This window comes from Flexivirga sp. G2, from assembly GCF_055397625.1.
The window spans coordinates 727,336-744,486 of sequence record NZ_AP039675.1; the positions used below are offsets into that span (position 1 = coordinate 727,336).

The 17,151-nt window shown below is 66.7% G+C and carries 20 protein-coding genes and 3 tRNA genes; 15 read left to right on the top strand and 8 right to left on the bottom strand.

Going from position 1 to position 17,151, the window contains the following annotated elements; all coding sequences use genetic code 11:
- Positions 1–7 precede the first annotated feature (7 nt).
- The 7 genes from ACZ50J_RS03615 to ACZ50J_RS03645 all read left to right on the top strand — a co-directional run bounded on the left by ACZ50J_RS03615 (position 8) and on the right by ACZ50J_RS03645 (position 3,457).
- Positions 8–868, top strand: a complete 861-nt coding sequence (locus tag ACZ50J_RS03615) for a MaoC family dehydratase (protein ID WP_464299919.1) — start codon at positions 8–10, stop codon at positions 866–868.
- Positions 869–943: 75 nt separating this feature from the next.
- Positions 944–1,016 (top strand) — tRNA-Thr (locus ACZ50J_RS03620).
- A 28-nt stretch (positions 1,017–1,044) separates the two neighbouring features.
- A tRNA-Met gene (locus ACZ50J_RS03625) sits at positions 1,045–1,118 on the top strand.
- A gap of 53 nt (positions 1,119–1,171) precedes the next feature.
- Positions 1,172–1,342 carry a 50S ribosomal protein L33 gene (gene rpmG, locus ACZ50J_RS03630; protein WP_325550922.1) on the top strand — a complete coding sequence of 57 codons (171 nt, stop codon included), beginning with the start codon at positions 1,172–1,174 and terminating at the stop codon, positions 1,340–1,342.
- Between the two features lie 86 nt (positions 1,343–1,428).
- A complete protein-coding gene (locus ACZ50J_RS03635) occupies positions 1,429–1,881 on the top strand; it encodes an FAS1-like dehydratase domain-containing protein (RefSeq protein WP_464299920.1) in 453 nt (150 codons plus the stop codon).
- Positions 1,882–1,955: 74 nt separating this feature from the next.
- Positions 1,956–2,369: a MaoC family dehydratase gene (locus ACZ50J_RS03640; RefSeq protein WP_464299921.1), complete on the top strand. Its 414-nt coding sequence runs from the start codon at positions 1,956–1,958 to the stop codon at positions 2,367–2,369.
- Complete coding sequence (locus ACZ50J_RS03645) at positions 2,369–3,457, top strand: UDP-N-acetylmuramate dehydrogenase (RefSeq protein ID WP_464299922.1); 1,089 nt, start codon at positions 2,369–2,371, stop codon at positions 3,455–3,457. The genes ACZ50J_RS03640 and ACZ50J_RS03645 overlap by 1 nt, the downstream gene beginning before the upstream one ends.
- Here the strand turns inward: ACZ50J_RS03645 and ACZ50J_RS03650 are convergent.
- The gene (locus ACZ50J_RS03650; RefSeq protein ID WP_464299923.1) at positions 3,423–4,025 is read right to left on the bottom strand and encodes a MarR family winged helix-turn-helix transcriptional regulator; all 603 of its coding nucleotides are present in this window, start codon (positions 4,023–4,025) and stop codon (positions 3,423–3,425) included. The genes ACZ50J_RS03645 and ACZ50J_RS03650 overlap by 35 nt on opposite strands.
- A gap of 63 nt (positions 4,026–4,088) precedes the next feature.
- On the opposite strand from ACZ50J_RS03650, the gene ACZ50J_RS03655 reads away from it, so the two are divergent.
- The 3 genes from ACZ50J_RS03655 (at position 4,089) to ACZ50J_RS03665 (ending at position 6,284) form a co-directional block, all read left to right on the top strand.
- A complete protein-coding gene (locus ACZ50J_RS03655) occupies positions 4,089–5,375 on the top strand; it encodes an MFS transporter (protein WP_464299924.1) in 1,287 nt (428 codons plus the stop codon).
- Between the two features lie 68 nt (positions 5,376–5,443).
- Positions 5,444–5,815, top strand: coding sequence for a hypothetical protein (locus tag ACZ50J_RS03660; protein WP_464299925.1), 372 nt, complete (start codon positions 5,444–5,446; stop codon positions 5,813–5,815).
- A 37-nt stretch (positions 5,816–5,852) separates the two neighbouring features.
- Positions 5,853–6,284, top strand: a complete 432-nt coding sequence (locus ACZ50J_RS03665; protein ID WP_464299926.1) for an NUDIX domain-containing protein — start codon at positions 5,853–5,855, stop codon at positions 6,282–6,284.
- A gap of 248 nt (positions 6,285–6,532) precedes the next feature.
- On the opposite strand, the gene ACZ50J_RS03670 is transcribed toward ACZ50J_RS03665, so the two are convergent.
- The 3 genes from ACZ50J_RS03670 to ACZ50J_RS03680 all read right to left on the bottom strand — a co-directional run bounded on the left by ACZ50J_RS03670 (position 6,533) and on the right by ACZ50J_RS03680 (position 8,667).
- Positions 6,533–6,781, bottom strand: a complete 249-nt coding sequence (locus ACZ50J_RS03670; RefSeq protein WP_464299927.1) for a hypothetical protein — start codon at positions 6,779–6,781, stop codon at positions 6,533–6,535.
- A gap of 758 nt (positions 6,782–7,539) precedes the next feature.
- Entirely contained in the window at positions 7,540–8,052 is a 513-nt protein-coding gene (locus tag ACZ50J_RS03675; protein WP_464299928.1) for a hypothetical protein, read from the bottom strand.
- Positions 8,053–8,313: 261 nt separating this feature from the next.
- Complete coding sequence (locus tag ACZ50J_RS03680) at positions 8,314–8,667, bottom strand: hypothetical protein (RefSeq protein ID WP_464299929.1); 354 nt, start codon at positions 8,665–8,667, stop codon at positions 8,314–8,316.
- 225 nt (positions 8,668–8,892) lie between these two features.
- On the opposite strand from ACZ50J_RS03680, the gene ACZ50J_RS03685 reads away from it, so the two are divergent.
- Entirely contained in the window at positions 8,893–9,144 is a 252-nt protein-coding gene (locus ACZ50J_RS03685) for a hypothetical protein (protein ID WP_464299930.1), read from the top strand.
- Positions 9,145–9,447: 303 nt separating this feature from the next.
- Here the strand turns inward: ACZ50J_RS03685 and ACZ50J_RS03690 are convergent, their stop codons facing one another.
- Both ACZ50J_RS03690 and ACZ50J_RS03695 read right to left on the bottom strand, forming a co-directional pair.
- Complete coding sequence (locus ACZ50J_RS03690; protein WP_464299931.1) at positions 9,448–9,825, bottom strand: carboxymuconolactone decarboxylase family protein; 378 nt, start codon at positions 9,823–9,825, stop codon at positions 9,448–9,450.
- 31 nt (positions 9,826–9,856) lie between these two features.
- Positions 9,857–12,025 carry an MMPL family transporter gene (locus ACZ50J_RS03695; RefSeq protein ID WP_464299932.1) on the bottom strand — a complete coding sequence of 723 codons (2,169 nt, stop codon included), beginning with the start codon at positions 12,023–12,025 and terminating at the stop codon, positions 9,857–9,859.
- 92 nt (positions 12,026–12,117) lie between these two features.
- Here ACZ50J_RS03695 and ACZ50J_RS03700 point away from each other — a divergent pair, with 92 nt between their 5' ends.
- The gene (locus ACZ50J_RS03700) at positions 12,118–12,534 is read left to right on the top strand and encodes a DUF302 domain-containing protein (RefSeq protein WP_464299933.1); all 417 of its coding nucleotides are present in this window, start codon (positions 12,118–12,120) and stop codon (positions 12,532–12,534) included.
- On the top strand, positions 12,518–12,778 hold the full coding sequence (locus ACZ50J_RS03705) for a metal-sensitive transcriptional regulator (protein ID WP_464299934.1): 261 nt from the start codon (positions 12,518–12,520) through the stop codon (positions 12,776–12,778). Before ACZ50J_RS03700 ends, ACZ50J_RS03705 begins: the two co-directional genes overlap by 17 nt.
- Positions 12,779–12,974: 196 nt before the next feature.
- Here the strand turns inward: ACZ50J_RS03705 and ACZ50J_RS03710 are convergent, their stop codons facing one another.
- Positions 12,975–14,084, bottom strand: a complete 1,110-nt coding sequence (locus ACZ50J_RS03710) for an adenosine deaminase (RefSeq protein WP_464299935.1) — start codon at positions 14,082–14,084, stop codon at positions 12,975–12,977.
- Between the two features lie 25 nt (positions 14,085–14,109).
- Positions 14,110–15,888: an RICIN domain-containing protein gene (locus ACZ50J_RS03715; protein ID WP_464299936.1), complete on the bottom strand. Its 1,779-nt coding sequence runs from the start codon at positions 15,886–15,888 to the stop codon at positions 14,110–14,112.
- 172 nt (positions 15,889–16,060) lie between these two features.
- Here ACZ50J_RS03715 and ACZ50J_RS03720 point away from each other — a divergent pair, with 172 nt between their 5' ends.
- On the top strand, positions 16,061–16,906 hold the full coding sequence (locus ACZ50J_RS03720) for a hypothetical protein (protein ID WP_464299937.1): 846 nt from the start codon (positions 16,061–16,063) through the stop codon (positions 16,904–16,906).
- 155 nt (positions 16,907–17,061) lie between these two features.
- Positions 17,062–17,134: transfer RNA gene (locus tag ACZ50J_RS03725), tRNA-Trp, on the top strand.
- The last annotated feature ends 17 nt before the right edge of the window (positions 17,135–17,151 follow it).

Consider the following 17,151-nt stretch of genomic DNA (forward strand, 5'->3'; position numbering starts at 1 on the left):
CTTCGGTATGACGAAAGTCATTGATCTGAAGTCCGCGCCGAGCCTGCCGAAGATCTTCGCCCGCGCCGTCGCGACCTCCCGGGGTCGCGACGGCAAGGGCGGGCTGCCCGACATCCAGGTGGTCCGTCACGGTGTGCAGATCGACCCTGCGGCGCTCGCGGACTACGACCACGTGTGTGGTTTCGCACTGCGTGACCAGGTGCCGGCGACCTATCTGCACAACCTCGTATTTCCTTTGCAGGTAACGCTTTTCGCCGACAAGAGTTACCCCTATCCGCTGATGGGCAGCGTGCACCTGGACAACACCCTCACGGTGCACCGTCCGGTCCTGCTGGGCGAGCCGCTCGACCTGTCGACCTGGGCGACCAACGCCCGGCCGCACAAGAGCGGCGTGCAGGTCGACGTCGTGTCGCAGGCGCACGTCGGCGACGAGTTGGTCTGGGAGGGGCTTGCGACATACCTCTATCGCGGGCAGAAGATCGACGGAGACGTGCCGGAGCGCCCGGAGGAGTCAGTGGCTCCGGACGGTTCGGGGATGATCTGGCGCCTGTCGGGCAGCCTCGGACGCCGCTTCGCGGCGGTCAGCGGCGACGTCAACCCGATCCACATGAACTCCGTCACCGCCAAGGCGATGGGTTTCCCGAGCACGATCGTGCACGGGATGTGGAGCCAGGCCGCGATGCTGGCGGCGATCGAGAACCGGTTGCCCGATGCGTATGTCGCCTCGATGTCCTTCCGCAAGCCGGTGTTGATCCCCGGGACGACCCGTCTCGTGGCGCACAAAACCGCAGAATCCTGGGATCTGGCGCTGCGCAACAACCGCACGGGGACCGTGCTGGTCCGCGGGCGGATCGCGCCGATTTCGTGATCGAAGAGGTCCTACGGTAGCCTTTTCGCTGCGCTGCCCGAGCAGAGCGACGACTCGTCGTGTTCGGACAGGCAGGCCCCTATAGCTCAGTCGGTAGAGCGTCTCCATGGTAAGGAGAAGGTCAACGGTTCGATTCCGTTTGGGGGCTCTGAGATGGACGACCATCCATCCGCCGAGGCGGGGTAGCTCAGCTGGTTAGAGCGCACGACTCATAATCGTGAGGTCGCGGGATCGAGCCCCGCCCCCGCTACAACGACAGACATATTCGCAGCAGAGACAAAGTAATTCCGAGAGCAGGTTGCCGTGGCCAGCAAGAGCGCAGACATTCGCCCCAAGATCACCTTGGCGTGCACTGAGTGCAAAGAGCGCAACTACGTGACGAAGAAGAACCGTCGCAACAACCCCGACCGCGTGGAGTTCAAGAAGTACTGCCCGCGCGACAAGAAGCACACCGTGCACCGCGAGACTCGTTGATAGCGAGCTAAAGAGTCACGAAGCGCCCCGGGCCGGCAACGGTCCCGGGGCGCTTTCGCGTGTTCGTCGACCAGTAGTCTGACGCCATGGCTGTGAACCCTGAGGTGGCCGGGCGGAGCTATCCGCCGTCTGCGCCGTATGTCGTGTCACGCGCGAAGATCGCCGAGTTCGCCCGGGCGGTCGGTGCCACCGATGAGGTGCACTTCGATCCGGAGGTGGCCCGTTCCCGCGGGTATGCCGACGTCATCGCGCCGCCGACGATGGCCGTGATGATCTCCCAGCAGGGCGACGCCAACGTGATGGCGGACCCCGAGGCAGGCATCGACTTCAGCCGCCTCGTGCACGGCGAGCAGGGTTTCGAGCACCACCGTCCGCTGGTCGCGGGCGACGAGGTGCGGGCGACGACCACGATCTCCAAGGTCCGTCAGGCAGGCGGGCACTCGATGGTGACGATGGACACCAAGATCGCGACGTCGGACGGCGAGGTCGTGACCAGCGCGACATCGGTCGTGGTGATTCGGGGAGATGAGAGCGAATGAGCGCCGACCGAGTCGAGGACACGAGCGAGGGACGAGCGAGGCCCGCAGGCGAGGGAAGAGGCGCGACAGAACGCATGAGCGAGCAGGTCACCGCGGGGACCGAGATCCCCGGCCGCACGATCCACGTCGACCGCGCCACGCTGATCCGGTATGCCGGGGCGAGTGGCGACTTCAACACCATCCACTGGGACGAGCAGTTCGCCAAGTCCGTCGGACTGCCCGACGTGATCGCGCACGGCATGTGGACCATGGGTGCGGCGATCCAGCCCGTCGTCGACTGGCTCGGTGACGCAGGCCGCGTCACGTCATACAGCGTGCGGTTCAGTGCGCCGGTGCCGGTCCCGCACGACGACGGCGCCGACATCGAGGTCGGCGCGACGGTCAAGGCCGTCGAGGACGACGAGGCCACGATCGACATCACTGCCACGTCCGGTGAGCAGAAGGTCCTGGTGCGCGCGCGGGCGACCGTGCGGCTGAAGTCCGCCTGATGCGGGAGGCGAACGGCGTCGAGCTCGCCCCGCTCACCACGATGCGGGTCGGCGGCCCGGCTGCTCGCCTGGTCGTGGCCGAGACACCCGACGAGATCGTCGATGTCGTGCGCGAGGTCGACGACGCGGACGAACCACTGCTGGTGCTGTCCGGCGGGTCCAACATGGTGATCGCCGACGACGGCTTCCCGGGCACGGTGCTGCGCATCGCCAACTCAGGGATTGAGGTCGAGTCCGACGACGATTGCGGGGGAGTGCACGTCCGCGTCGCGGCCGGGGAGGAGTGGGACGACTTCGTCGCGCGCTGCTGCGACGAGGGCTGGTCCGGGGTGGAGGCGCTGTCCGGCATACCGGGGCTCGCCGGTGCGACGCCCGTCCAGAACGTCGGCGCCTACGGCCAGGAGGTCGCGCAGACGATCGCATCGGTGCGGACCTGGGACCGGCAGGACCAGCAGGTGCGGACCTTCGCCAACGCGGACTGCGAGTTCGCCTACCGGCATTCGCTGTTCAAAGGCTCGCCATACCGCGGTGGCGGGCGGTATGTCGTGCTCGACGTGCTCTTCGCGTTGCGGCCGACCGAGCTGTCACAGCCCGTTGGCTACGAGGCGCTCGCCAAGGGTCTCGGTGTCGAGATCGGCGCGCGTGTCCCGCTGGCCGACGCGCGTGCGGCGGTGCTGGAGCAGCGGCGCCGGCGCGGCATGGTGCTCGAGGCCGAGGACCACGACACCTGGTCGTGCGGGTCGTTCTTCACCAACCCGATCATCAGCGCATCGGCATACGCCGAGCTGGCCGCGGTGGCGGCCGAACGCTTCGGAGCGGACGCACCGGCGCCGCCGCAGTGGCCGACGGACGGCACCGGCGTCAAGACCAGTGCTGCGTGGCTGATTCAGCACGCGGGCTTCGACAAGGGGCACGGCATGCCCGGGCCGGCGGCGCTGTCGACCAAGCACCCGCTCGCGATCACCAACCGAGGTGACGCGAAGGCCGCCGACGTGGCCGAGCTGGCCCGTGAGGTGCGCGACGGCGTGCGCGACGCGTTCGGCGTGACGCTCGTCAACGAGCCGATCTTCGTCGGGCACGAGCTGTAGTCGCGCCACCGTCGGCCGGTGCGGACGCGTCGGTGCCGTCACCGGCTTCGTCGTCGAGCGAAGTCAACAACTTGCCGAGCAGGGTTGCGAGTTGGTCGAATTCGTCCCTGGTGATGCCACTGGTCAGCCGTCGGGCGTTCGCGAGGTGCTCGGGTGCGCACGCCTCGAACCGCTGACGGCCGGCGTCGGTCAGCCCGACCAGTTGGCCTCTGCCGTCGGCCGGGTCGGGAACGCGCTCGACGAGCCCGTCGCGCACGAGGCGGTCGACACGGACACTGATCGTGCCCGGTGTGAGATTCAGCTCCGTGCCGAGCCGGCGCTGCGACAAGGGCTCCCCGCCCGTCCGCACGATCGTCGCCAGGACCGCGAAATCCGCACCGCTGAGCCCGTGCTCGGCGAAGACGGCGTCCAGCCGGCCGCCGAGGGCCTGGCGCAGTCGGGATAGTCGAGCGGTGATCGCGATGGGAGCGACATCCAGGTCCGGGCGCTCGGTGCGCCACCCCTGCAGCACCCGGGCGATGGGATCCGAACCGTCCTCCGCCGAGTGATATTCGCTGGGCACTCCCATCGCGGAAGCGTATCGTCGCGTACATAAAGTTTGAATCCAAACTAGTTTCCTTCGGGGGTTCGCATGAACATCGGCACCAACGAGCGGTCGATAGCAGGCGAGCGATCCGGTGGGCGAGCAGGATCGGGTTGGTTCTGGCTGACCGCCTGCCTGCTCGCGCTGCTGATGTTCGCCGCGAGCGCCCCGTCGCCGCTCTATCCGACATACGCAGCGCAGTGGCACCTGTCCGCCCTCACCGTGACGGCGGTCTTCGGGGTGTACGCCGTGACACTGTTGGTCGCGCTGCTCGTGCTCGGGTCGCTGTCCGATCACGTCGGGCGACGGCCGGTGATCATCGGCGCGCTGGTCGCCGAGGCCGTCGCCATGGCGGTCTTCCTCGGGGCGCACGGGCTCACCGCGTTGTATGTCGCCCGCGGGGTCCAGGGCCTGGCGACCGGCGCGGCGACGAGCGCCCTGAGCGCAGCCCTGCTGGAGCTGCAGCCGTCCGGGCGGGCGGCGCTGGCATCGCTGGTCAACAGTTGTGCCCCGTCGTCCGGCCTGGCGCTCGGGGCGATGGTGACCAGCGTCCTCGTGCAGTACGGGCCGGCCCCGACCCGGCTCATCTACTGGATCCTGCTGGTGGCGACCGTGATCGGGCTCGCGGCGGTGGCCCGCATGCCGGAGCCGGGCGGCCGGTCACCCGGAACGATCGCGTCCCTGCGGCCGACCGTCAGTGTCCCGGTCGACTCCCGTCCCGCTTTCCTGGCCGCGCTGCCGTGCCTGATCGCGACCTGGTCGCTCGGCGGCCTCTACCTCTCGCTCGGTCCGGCGCTCGCAGCGCAGCTGGCCGGATCGTCGAACCACGTCTGGGGCGGCCTGTTGATCTTCCTGCTGATGGCGACGGGTGCGGCTGCTCCTGTCGCCGGGCGTCGCCTTGCCGCTGGAACCGCAATGACCGCAGGCTGTCTGGCGCTCATCGGCGGACTGGTCGTGACCGCGGTGGCCATCCAGCAACTCACCGTCTGGGTGCTGATGACGGGCTCGGCCATCGCGGGCATCGGGTTCGGGCTGTCGTTCATGGGCGCGTTCCGGACCGTGACCGCGTCGGCTGCGCCTGCCGAGCGCGCGGCGCTGATCGCGAGTGTCTACACCGCGTCCTACCTCGCGTTCTCCGTCCCGGCGGTCATCGCCGGAGTGATCACGACGCACATCGGTCTGCGGTCGACGAGTCTCGGGTACGCCTGTGCGGTCGCGTTGCTGGCCGGTGTCGCCGTGGCCGGCTCGGCCGTCGTCCATCGAGGTCGCCGGTCCCAGCAGGCGACCGATGTGCCGCCCTGCCCGTGCAGTGTCCCGGCGCCGCAGACGAAGTAGCCGGGTCTGGACCCCTCGTCTCGGGCCTCCTGCGGTGCGATCATGGAAGTGGCACTTGGGAGGTCGCGATGTGGCGACTGGTCGAATACATCGGCGCCTGTGTGGCTCCGGCGGCGATCCTGCTCGGCGCGGACAAGGCAGTGCGTGCCTGGAGTGGTCCACGCCGGAGCGCAAGGGCCGAACCTGCCCCTGCACCCCGCGACATCGCGCGGCTCTCGTCGGACCTGACCCGGCTGTATGCCGAGCTCGACGTGCTGCGTGACTCGAAGGCGGCGGCCCGGGTGCACCGGTTGCGCGCCACCACGCTCGCGTATGACGACGTGCTCGAATCCTGTTGCACCGCACTGCAGGTCGGTGACGGGCTGCCGCCGAGGGAGTGGTCGTCGGTCGAGCGGCTCGAGGTCGAGGCCGTCCTCGAGGAGGCCGGGCTGCGCTGGTGAACCGCCGTGCGGCCTCGCACGTGGCAGGATCGCGCGCATGCACTTCACCGAGTACGACACGCGCCTGGCGGCATACGCCGTCATCGTGCGCGACGGGCGGATCCTGCTCAGCTGGTTCAACGGGACGAACCCCGGTTGGACGCTGCCGGGCGGCGGTGTGGAGTACGACGAGTCGATCGAGGAGGCCGTCGTGCGTGAACTGTTCGAGGAGACCGGTTACCACGTCGAGGTCGGGGCACCGCTCACAACGGACTCCTTCACCGTTGCCGACGACGGCCGCGGACGGCCGTTCAAATCGGTCCGGATCCTCTTCGACGCGACGATCACCGGTGGCGAGTTGGGCACCACCGAGGTCGACGGCACGACCGACTTCGCGCGGTGGGTGCCGCTCGCCGAGATCGACGAGTCAGGTGCTCGTGTCAGGCTCGTCGACGTTGCCCTTGATCTGCTCGCCGAAATGAAGCGCTAAACGACTCACGACTCGCGAATGACGAACAACGACAGCGACATTCAGCGTGGTGAGGTTCGAGTCCGCGGTTCAGCCTAGGCCCGTATGCATCCAGGTCCTTCTGCCCGCGACCGTTCGGTTCTTGTTGCAACCACAGGTCGACGATCAACTGCTCTGTTCCCGAGAAGTCGTGAATGTGCCATCCCACCTGCGGATGAGCACTCATGAGCGTCGGCACCTGCTGCGCCAGATCTTCACGGTCCACGGCGTCAGTCAACGACATGGCGCGGAGCTGGTAAAGCATCTTCGAGAGCGCGGAGCGCATCCATCGGGAACTCGTGTTCGATCCATTGCTCCCGGTAGCCGTCCTCACCCCACTCGTCGAGCACGGATCGGGCTGCCACCGCGATCGCGCGCTGGAACGCAACCAGTGAACAGGTTGCGGCCAGCAGGAGTTTGCCCAGATCATCGGGCTCTGACCCCCAGAGGTCGTCGAACCAGAGGATCCGGATCGCCAATTGGTCGCCGGACCTGACCAGCCCCAGCGGAACTCACCAGGCTCCTCATCCCACGACACGCGGATCGTCGATTCGGCACGGGGGAGCAGGGTTGTAGCAGCGACGAGATCCCCGAGAGCGTCACTGAGGTACGAGGTGGTCAGCTGGGTCGAATCGGGATCGATCGTGAGAAGCGAATTGCTCCACCCGGCGCCAGTCAGCCGGTAGATGAACCGCACCTCGGGCGTCCCGGGCATTGTCATCCCAGTCGGGACAGTTGAGAGTCGGAGAGCTGGGACGGCGCCGATGCCCGCGGCGCAGGCATCATCACTTTCCACACGGGCGCAGCCTCGCATATTCCGGTGAGCTTCGGTCGGTCCGCAGCTTCCAGAGGGCGGTATTGGGCGTCGTTCCCAATTCGACTATCCGTATGACGCAGATGTGTATGCCGAGGGCAGGATCGTCGAGGTCGCTCATGTGATGTCCGCGATCCCGGGCGAGGGGCATCAGTAGGCAGGCAGCTACCGAACCGAAGCGCCGCGGGTACGGCCTCAGCGACCTCAACGTTGGCTACGCGGGCGGGGAATTGGTTATCCGCCGGCCCGACGGAAAGACAGTGACCTACTGGATGAGCGTGACGCACACCACTGGAACGCTGCTCGGCCGGGGCGACGGCTGGTTCGTCGCGCTCGCTCCCGCTCCCAGCTGAGGCCGCTCACGATCGAATTGCGCCCACCCGTATGACGATGGTCCAGCGAAACATCCTCGTTGACTGCGCCCTAGCAGGACTGCAGAGCGGTGTCGACCGGTCCTGGCCCGTGTGCGCTGATGGTGACGTGCTTCTCGCCGTCGTCGACCGTGAAGGCAAGTTCGTTGTTGGAGACCCAACGGACCGACGTGATCTCGTCGAAGTCTCCGTTGACACATCCCAGAGCCCAATAGCGCGCGGTGAGACCGTTGGTCTCCTCGAGCCGCAGGTCCCATATCGGATCGATGAACGCTGACGATGAATCGACGACCAGAACGTGCCGGCCATCCGGCGATCGGTAGGACCGGTCCGGCTCCTCCCAACCGGAACCCCATGCGCGCCACGACATGATCAGTACCACCAGCATCACGGCTCCGACAGCTGCGGCCGCCAACGCCGCACGCTTCCGGGCTCGGGCGAGGAGCACAGTAACGGTCAGGGAGATGGCGAAGATCAGCCCGTACAAGATTGGGTGCGCAATCGGCCGAACAACGACCAGTCCGGAATCGCCACCGAAGGCGAGCGAGACGCAGTCATGACGCATGCGACGCCCGCCACTGTCGCAACGATCACGATCGGCCACCGATGCGCGCTGGCACGCCCATCGCCTGGCTCGATCACTGTCATTCGCGAATCGTCCCACGGGGCCGGCACATGGCCCCGCTCATTATTGATCATGGTCAAACGCCACTCTCGTGTCCTGGAACGAGAGGCCATCAGCCAGACGTCACGGCGGCGGTGGCCAGGTAGATGTCGAGTTCGGAACAACTATCGAGCGGGGTGGAGTGCTCGCTCGGCTTGAGTGTCACACCGTGTGTCGGGGAAGCACGACCTTGCCGGCGCTGTCGGTGATGTACACCGTTGCGGATACTGCACGTGTGGCGCTAATTTCCGCACCGGAAACGTGGGCGACGCCGGGGGACTTCACCGGGCCGCTCCGGCACCCGCCATGGATACAGACGTGCGCCGTGAGCCAGCCCAGCGCGGCGGGATGGTCGGCAATCAGAATCGTGACCTCGCCGGTGGTGGCCCACTCTGGCGCGCAGGCCGTCTCGGGCGATGAACCGCATCCAGCAGTCAACACGATCGCTGCGACTGCCGCGCATGATGCCGCGCCCGGCTGCCCGTACTGCCGGGCCAGCGCAGTGAATCTACTCATCCCGGATCCCCAAAAAGTGCCGAGGACCTGGCGTTTTTCCGCCGATCCATGCCGCAAGTCTCCTACTAACGGCGCGGACCAACACCGTTTCGGCTGATCTGATCCCCGATCGTCGTGTACGGATCCTGCGGAGCGTGACCCCACACTGATCGCGGACTTGTGAGCGCGGTTGAGTGAGTTCGCGCTGGTCTGGTGGCGCGGTCCGATTGGGGCGAGGATCCGGGCATGGCATTTACCTACGCAGATCGGGCGGTCGCTCGGCACTTTGAGTCGGACGACGCTGAGGAATTGACGAACCAGCTGAACGAGTACTTCCACGACCTTGCTGATCGGGACGCAGCAGCCCAGGTGACTGTGCTTGCCGGACCACAGATCTGGTGCACGCCGCAAGGGCGTGTGCACGCAATGCTGATCGTGAAGAGCGAAACGGAGCAGAACCCCTACGAAGGACTTGGCCTAGCCATTCATCCGCAGTAGTACGACGCCGCCTCCGACGGCACCAGGGCTGGACTCCGTATGCCGATGGTCCATCGAGGCATATGCCGTGGTCCAGCCCCGTGGGTTCATTGAGGGGTTGAGCCGTGAGGGCGCGGGGCTGCTTACCGCCGGAGCCGTCGAAAACGGGTTCTCTTGGGCGTGGCTGATTCGGGGTGGCCGGGGCACCAGTCGGTTGCCCGGACGCGGGCTCGGACAGCTTCGATGTGGGCGCCACATCCGGTCCAGGTGGTCTTGCCGCAGTGTTTGCAACGTGTCGGTCGGCACATGGTGGTTTCCTTGGTGTCAGGCGGGGGTTTGTCCGGTGTCGGCGGCGTCGGCGAATTCGCAGAAAGTTGCGTATGCTCGCGCGCCGTGCACGGTGGCCGGGCCGCCGTGCATCAGGAAGGTGACACCGATCGCTTCGGCTGCTTCTTGTCGTGTCGCGCCGGCACGCGCGGCTGACTGCCCGTGAGAGGCGACGCATCCGTCGCATCCTTCGATGACGTCGATGGCCAAAGCGATGAGTTCTTTGGCCTTTGTGTCCAGTGCGCCCTCGGCGAAGGCTGCCTTCGAGAGTTGCGCGAATCCTTGGTAGGTGTCCGGGATGGCGCGGCGCAGGTCTCGATTGAGCGGGGCGAGGTCGTGCAGGACTGTGGCGCCGTGCGGAGTGTGATCGGTCATGGTGGTGATGCTCCGTGGTGGTGGTGTTTGGTCAATGGGAGAAGTGGATGGTCGGCAGGATTCGGCGTAACCAGGTCGGGCACGCCCATGCCGCGTGTCCGGTCAGGCGCAGCAGTATCGGCAGCAGGATGAGGCGTACCAGGAAGGCGTCGAGAAGGACGGCGACGCCGAGGATGACGCCCATCTCCTTCGGTGGTAGTGGTCCGGAGAGCGAGAAGGTGAAGAAGACCGCGACCATGACGGCGCCGGCGGCGAAGATCACCCGTCCGGAGTGCGCCACTGCGCCGACCATCGCTTCCTGCGGGTCGCCGGATTTCTCCCAGTGCTCTTTGGCCGAAGCGAGCAAGAAGACGGTGTAGTCCATCGCGATCGCGAAGATCATCGCGAAGAAGAACACCGGAGCCCAGGCATCAAGGAAGCCTTGCGGTTCGAAGCTGAACAGGCCGTGCAGGTGCCCGTCTTGGAAGATCAGGCGGGCGACACCGAACGCGGCAGCGGTCGACAGCAGACTCGCGAGCGTGCCCAGTAGTGCGATCAGTGGTGCTTGTAGTGCGATCAGGAGTAGGACGAATCCGAGTGCGAGCACGATGCCGATGGCCCAGGGTGTGGAGTGGTCGAGTTGACTCTTGAGGTCGAGGTTTTCGACGGCGGCGCCACCGATCACCGCCCCGTGGGGGAGGGTGGCGCGCAGCCGGTTGACGGTGGCTTGTAAGTCCGGGTCGGATGGGTCTGTTCTCGGCATTGCCTGGATCAGGGTGTACGGCGCGCCGTCAGTGGCCGGTTGGGCTGGAAGGACTGCTGCTATCCCACTGTCTTTCGCCGCGGTCGCTCCAGCGGTCTTTGCTTCCTGAGCGGGCGCGACGATCTGGAGCATCCCGGGGGCACCGGGTCCGAATGCTGTTTGTACGCGGTCGTATCCGACGCGGGCGGCTGCGTTGTCGGGTAGGACCTTGATGGAGGGCATCGCGGTGCGTAGGCCAATGATCGGTGCGGCTAGCGCCAGCAACACCACCAGCGCGGCCAGCCCGTACGCGATGGGGTGGCGCCACAGCCGCCTGCCCCATTTGTCGAAGGCGGGTGAACGGTGCTCAGCCACGCGAGCCCACGGCAGTGCCAGTTTGTTGATCCGGGTATCGAGGCTGCCCAATACCAGCGGTAGCAGCGTCAAAGTGGCGGCTAAGACGAAGACGACGGCGAGCATGATCCCGCCAGCCATGGAGCGGAACGCTGGCGACGGCACGATCTCGACGGCGGACAATGACACCAGCACTGTCAGGCCCGACAGCAGGACCGCTTTGCCCGCGGTGTCCATCGTTTCGGTGATGGCGCTTTCCCGGGTGGCTCCTGGCACCGCACGGGCCGCGCGGTAGCGCACCACGATGAACAAGGCGTAGTCGATACCCAGTGCGAGGGCGAACATCATCGCGAAGTTCATCGCCCAGATCGAGACTGGCACGATCTCGTTGATCAACACCAACGAACCGGCCGAGGCGACCAGGCCCGCCAAGGTCAACAACAGCGGCAGGGCGGCCGCGACCAGTGCACCGAACGCCAGGACCAGGATCGCCAGAGTGATCGGCCAGGACAGCATCTCGGACTTCAGCATCGCGTCGAGGTTCGCGGCATTGAAGTCGGCCCACAGCTGCGACGATCCGGTCGGGGTAACCTGAATGCCGTGGCCTGACAATGCGGTCAGTTGGGGTTTGAGGTCCACCGCGGCACGGACCATGTCGTTGGTGTCAGCGCCGGCACCACCGATCACGATCGCGGTGCGACCGTCTTTGCTCAGCGTGGCACCGGGCCGTGGCGCGATGACTGTGGAGATCCGGTGATCATCGCCCAGTGCCCGTTTCACCTCTGCGATGACGCGCTGCCCCTGGGATGAGGACAGGCGCCCGTCGCTGCTGTGGATGACCACCTGCAACGCGGAACTGGCGTTTCCGCCGAAGTGCTCCTGTGCGAGCTGGCGAGCAGTGACCGACTGTGAACCGCTGGCTTCCCAGCCCGCTCCGGACAAGGAGGCCTCCACCCGGGGCGCGAACACGCCCAGGCCCGCCACCACCAGGACCCACAGCGCGAGTGTGACACGGGCATGGCCGAGCACTCTGAGTCCGAGGCGTCCCAACGGCCCGGCAGTGCGGGGGTCGATGGGCTTGGCCATGTCGCGTGATGCGCCGGTTGTCGATCGGGTGGATGCCATGATTTCCTCTCTAACCCCCCCCGGGGATATGATAGCGACTGTACATAACCCCCAGGGGGGTTGTGCAAGTCGGCCAAGATGGAGGGACGGGCATGAAGGACTTCACGATGCGAGTGACCGTCGAGCAGGGCTACGACGAAACCGTGGCCAGGGTGCGCGAGCTACTCGCCGATGCCGGGTTCGGTGTCCTGACCGAGATCGACATCGCGGCCACGCTCAACACGAAGCTCGGCGTGCATGTCACGCCGCGCATCATCCTGGGTGCGTGCCGCCCAGAGCTTGCTCACCAAGCGCTCGGCGCCGACCCTCGGGTCGCCACGCTGCTGCCATGCAACGTTGTGATCGGCACCGACGGCGTCGGCAGTGTGGTCGAAGTTCTCGACCCTGCGGTGATGACCGACTTCAGCCCCGTGCTTGACGATGTCGCGGCCGAGGCACGAGCGCGGCTGTCAGCGATGATGGAGGCACTGACCAACGACCAGAAGGACCGTGATGCAACTCGAGCCTGACGAGATCACCGCGATCATCACCCGCCTCAAACGCGCCAACGGCCACCTCGCGTCCGTGATCCGCATGCTTGAGGACGGGGCAGAATGCGAAGACGCGCTCACCCAACTGGCAGCCGTGAACAAGGCCATCAACCGGGGCGGGTACGCCCTCGTCGCAACTGGGCTCGAACACTGCATCGCCGAAGAAGGTCGCGAAAGCGTAGACACCAAGAAACTGGAGAAACTGTTCCTCGCCCTCGCCTGAAGACGCGACCACGCAAACCCTCATCGAGGACCCTCGACAGAGGTTCCTTCAGCAGTGATCGCGCAGGTCAACGGGTGACTTCGCTGCTGCGTGGCACCGGTCAACCCCGTAAGAGTCGTCCGGGCTCCTCACTGGGACAGGGGCGTCATACGGGACACATGCTCGACATGGCTCCGTCGGAGCCCAAGCGCGATCTTCATCGCGCTTCGGGTTCGGTGTGCACCGCACCACGACACTGATCGCCGGGCGTCGACGCCAGCCAGGCGTCGATGTCGGCGTATGCCGCCTTCCGCACGTCTGCCGGAGCGAGCGACGCATCGATCGACGACCGTGCCAGCGACGCGAGCTCGCGGTCAGTGAAGTCATGGTCCTCGCGCGCCGAACGGTATTGAGCCGCAAGGCGATTGCCGAACAGCAGCGGGTCATCGGCACCCAGCGCGATCGTCGCGCCGGCATCCATCAGCGTGCGCAGCGGCACGTCGGCCGGTGTCGCGTAGACGCCGAGGGCGACGTTCGACCCAGGGCAGACCTCGAGCGCGACACCGGAATCCACGACGCGGTTCAGCACCGAGCGCGACTCGACCGAACGCACGCCGTGACCCAGCCGGTTCGGCTGCAACGACCCGAGCGTCTCGTTGACCGCGTCCGGGCCGAGCAGTTCACCCGAATGAGGCATCGCTGCCAGCCCGGCCTTGCGGGCGATCGTGAAGGCATGAGCGAAATCCGTTGTCACGCCTCGGCGCTCGTCGTTCGAGAGACCGAAGCCGACCACATCGCCGGGCTGGTCGCCGGCATACCGCGCAGCCAGTCGGGCGAGCGCCCGCGCGTCCATCGGGTGCTTCAACCGGGACGCGGCCACGATCACTCCGACACCGATCGGCAGATCGGCGCTCGCGGCCCGTGCCTCGTCGAGCACGATCTCCAGCGCCGGCGTGATCCCGCCCAGCCTTGCGGCGTATGACGTGGGGTCGACCTGGATCTCCAGCCATCGCGAACCCTCGGCGACGTCGTCCTCGGCGGCCTCGCGGACCAGGCGGCGCAGGTCGGACTCGTCCTTGACGCACGCACGCGCCGCGTCATACAGCCGTTGGAACCGGAACCAGCCGCGCTCGTCCCGAGCCGACAGTTTCGGCGGCCACTGCTCCAGCAACGCCTCGGGCAGCCGCACCCCGTGCTTGTCGGCCAGCTCGCGCAACGACGCGATGCGCAGAGACCCGGTGAAGTGCAGGTGCAGATGCGCCTTGGGAAGCGCAACGACCGGTCGCTGCGTGCGCAGCGACCGGTCGTCGTCGGGCAGCTCGGGCATGGCCCCGAACCTAACGGATGTGCCGTCAGCTCAGCGGGACGAAGTGCAGCTCCTGCGTTGCCGGCTTGCGGGCGAACGATGCCGCGGTCTTCTTCCCGGTCCAGTTGCGGTAGGGCTCGGTGCGCGCCAGGCTGCCCTTGCCGCCACCGAGGTCGAGCACCAGTCCGCTGTAGCGGTTGACCAACCGGAAGGCGTTGCCGCCCTTGTCCTTCGTGGTCTGCACGAACCACTGCTGACCGGCGGACGGGCCTGCCTTCGGCACCGCCGCGAGATTCGTCGCCGCGCCCCACGCACGACCGGCCGTGCCCGCGTCGCTGACGCCGAGCGCGAGTCCGGAGATCGAGTTGACCACGGTGTAGGAGCCGTCGGAGTTGGAGCGGAACTTCCACTTCGCGAAGGCCGAGGTGCGACTGGTCATGGCGGTCCGGTTGCTGTGCGCCGAAGCCTGCCCGAGGACCGCGCCCGAACCCGAGGCGATCAGGTAGTTCCGGCCCGTCTGGACCGGTGCCTTCGCCGGCTTGTCGCTGTCGACGGTGATCGTCGCGAAGTCACCGTCGGAGCCGTTGGCGCAGGCGATGGAGCAGTAGCTGTCGAAGGTCTTGCCGACGGTCGTGCCCTGCGTCTTGCTCACCGGGTCGATGAACCAGCGGTACCAACTGCTGTTGGTGTATGCCGAGCCGGTGTCGCCGACCAGCGTCCACTTCGGGTGCGCCAGGTCGTCCGTGGCGTAGATGCGCTGCGGGCTGTTGTCCGTCATACGCTCCGGGGTGCCGATGTACTTGCCGAGGTAGGCGTCATACGCGATGTTCAGGATGAACAGGTCGGAGTTCGGCGGCAGCGTGCCGGCGGCCTGCTGTTGTTTCCAGGTGCCGGTGTTGGTCGGGTCGTACTCCTTGTCCGGTGCGACGTAGCCGGTCGGGGAACTCTCGGTCGAGACGACGCCGCTCTCCTTGCCGCCGACGCCGGGCTGGTGCCAGGCGCCGTCGTAGTACTTCTGCCAGGTGCCCGTTGCCATCTTGCCGCTGATCGGGGCGCGTGCGACGTGCTCGGTGAAGCCACCCCAGCTGCCGCCCTTGTCGACGATCCGTGAGCCGTAATAGACGTAGAAGTAGCCCGATTTCATGTCGACGAACAGCCGCGGGTCGCCGTCGCCGTAGTAGTAGGTCTGCTCCGGGAACGCCTTGGTGTCACCGCGTTTCGTGCTGAACGGCGAGGTGATCGCGTGGCCCTTGATCTGCCAGGTCTTGCCGTGGTCGGTCGAGACGGCGTAGTCGATCGCGTCCATGTGCAGACCGTCGCCGAACGGCTGCGGCGTGAATTCGTTGTGCACCAAGCCGATCCAGTTGCCGGTGTCCGGATCGACCCAGGTGCCGACCAGGTCGCAGTAGTTGGACAGCGCGTATCCCGAACCGGCGGGCGCCTTGGTGGCCTCGCGTCCGGTCGGGCCGTTGACGCAGCGCCATACCGTGTCGTTGTTCTTGTCCTGCGGGTTCTTCGGGTCCGCGGCGGTCGACAGGGCCTCATCCTTGGTCGCGGTGTCCATGTCCGTGCCGGTGTAGAACTCCCACTCGTGCGGGTCGCTCGCGCCATACAGGGAGGCGGACTGCTGGAAATGGAAGGTGCCGTCGGCGTCGATGAACGGCGCCGCCGGGGTGTCGGTGGGGAACTTGTAGGTGCCGATCGTGCCGACACCCACGGTGTATGACGGCGCCGTCGGCGTCGCGTGCGCACCCGGCGCGGCGGCGACCGTGGCGAGCGCGATGGCAGCCACTCCGGCGGTGCGGAAGGTGGTGTTCCGGTGCATGTGGTGGGCCTCTTCTCGGGAGGGGATGCAGCAGGGGACTGCAGCCGGGCATCTCCGAGGCTAGCCAGATTGTGACGTTAAGTGAGCGTTAGAAGCCAAAAAATTCACCAAACATCATGAACGACTCTGTGCGACTCTGTGCGATCGGGACGACTCGCCCTAGGGTGCAGGGATGGATTCGACCGGGGTGTTGTGGATCGGTGGCGGCAGCGGAGCAGGCAAATCGACTCTGGCGAGGCGGCTCGCGTACCGCCACGATCTGCGGCTGCATCCCGTCGATGCCTATACGTTCGCGCACCTCGAGCGGACCGACCCGCAGCGGCATCCGGTGATGGCGCGCACGCACGCCCGGGATTACCGGCAATCGCACGTGGATCCGAGCGCCGAGCAGCAGGCGGCCAACTTCGTCGACTACGCGGCCGAGCGTTTCGGGATGATCGTCGAGGACATCGAAGCGCGCGGCAGCGGTCCGCTGGTCATCGTCGAAGGCCCGCAGTTGCTCCCGCATCTCGTGCAGCCGGTGATGGCCGACTCCGAGCACGGGGTCTGGTTGCTGCCCACGACCGACTTCACCGCTCGCAGCCTCGGCATCCGCAACAGTCCGACCCCGCTGGCGCAGGAGAGCGACAAGGATCGCGCCCGTCGGCTTCGGCTGGAGCGGGACGCGCTGCTGACCGAGTGGATCCGGCGGGACGCCGCCGAGCGCGACCTGACCGTCGTCGAGATGAACGGCGGTCAGGGCGAGGACGAGAGCGAGCAGGAGCTCGCGGAATTGTTCGCCGCCGTGCTGGAAGCCGGCCCGCGGGCCCGGGACGGCGCGGAGCGTCACGCCATACGACAGGAGGAGAACGCCGTGGCGAACCGTCAGATCGCGGCGTTCCGCGCATCGCTCGGCGACGATGCTCCTCCGGAGGGTGAATTCCCCTTTGCCTGCGAGTGCACCGACCTGGGCTGCGACGCCCAGGTCGAACTCACGCCGTCGGCCTACCGGGCGGCGGGCGGCGCCGTCGCGCACTGACCGAGATCCGGAGAAGATCGGCGGGAGGGAACCTCGATCGGTCGGCCTCCGTTTTGTGAGGAGCGGGGCGCACCCCGTATGCTTGACCCACCGATCAATCTCAAGCTGATGTGGCATGCCCGAAAGATGGCGTGCGGCGCGGCTTGAACGCTCGGAGGGCACTAGCTCAATTGGCAGAGCACCGGTCTCCAAAACCGGGGGTTGGGGGTTCAAGTCCCTCGTGCCCTGCACGACAGAACCAGCAG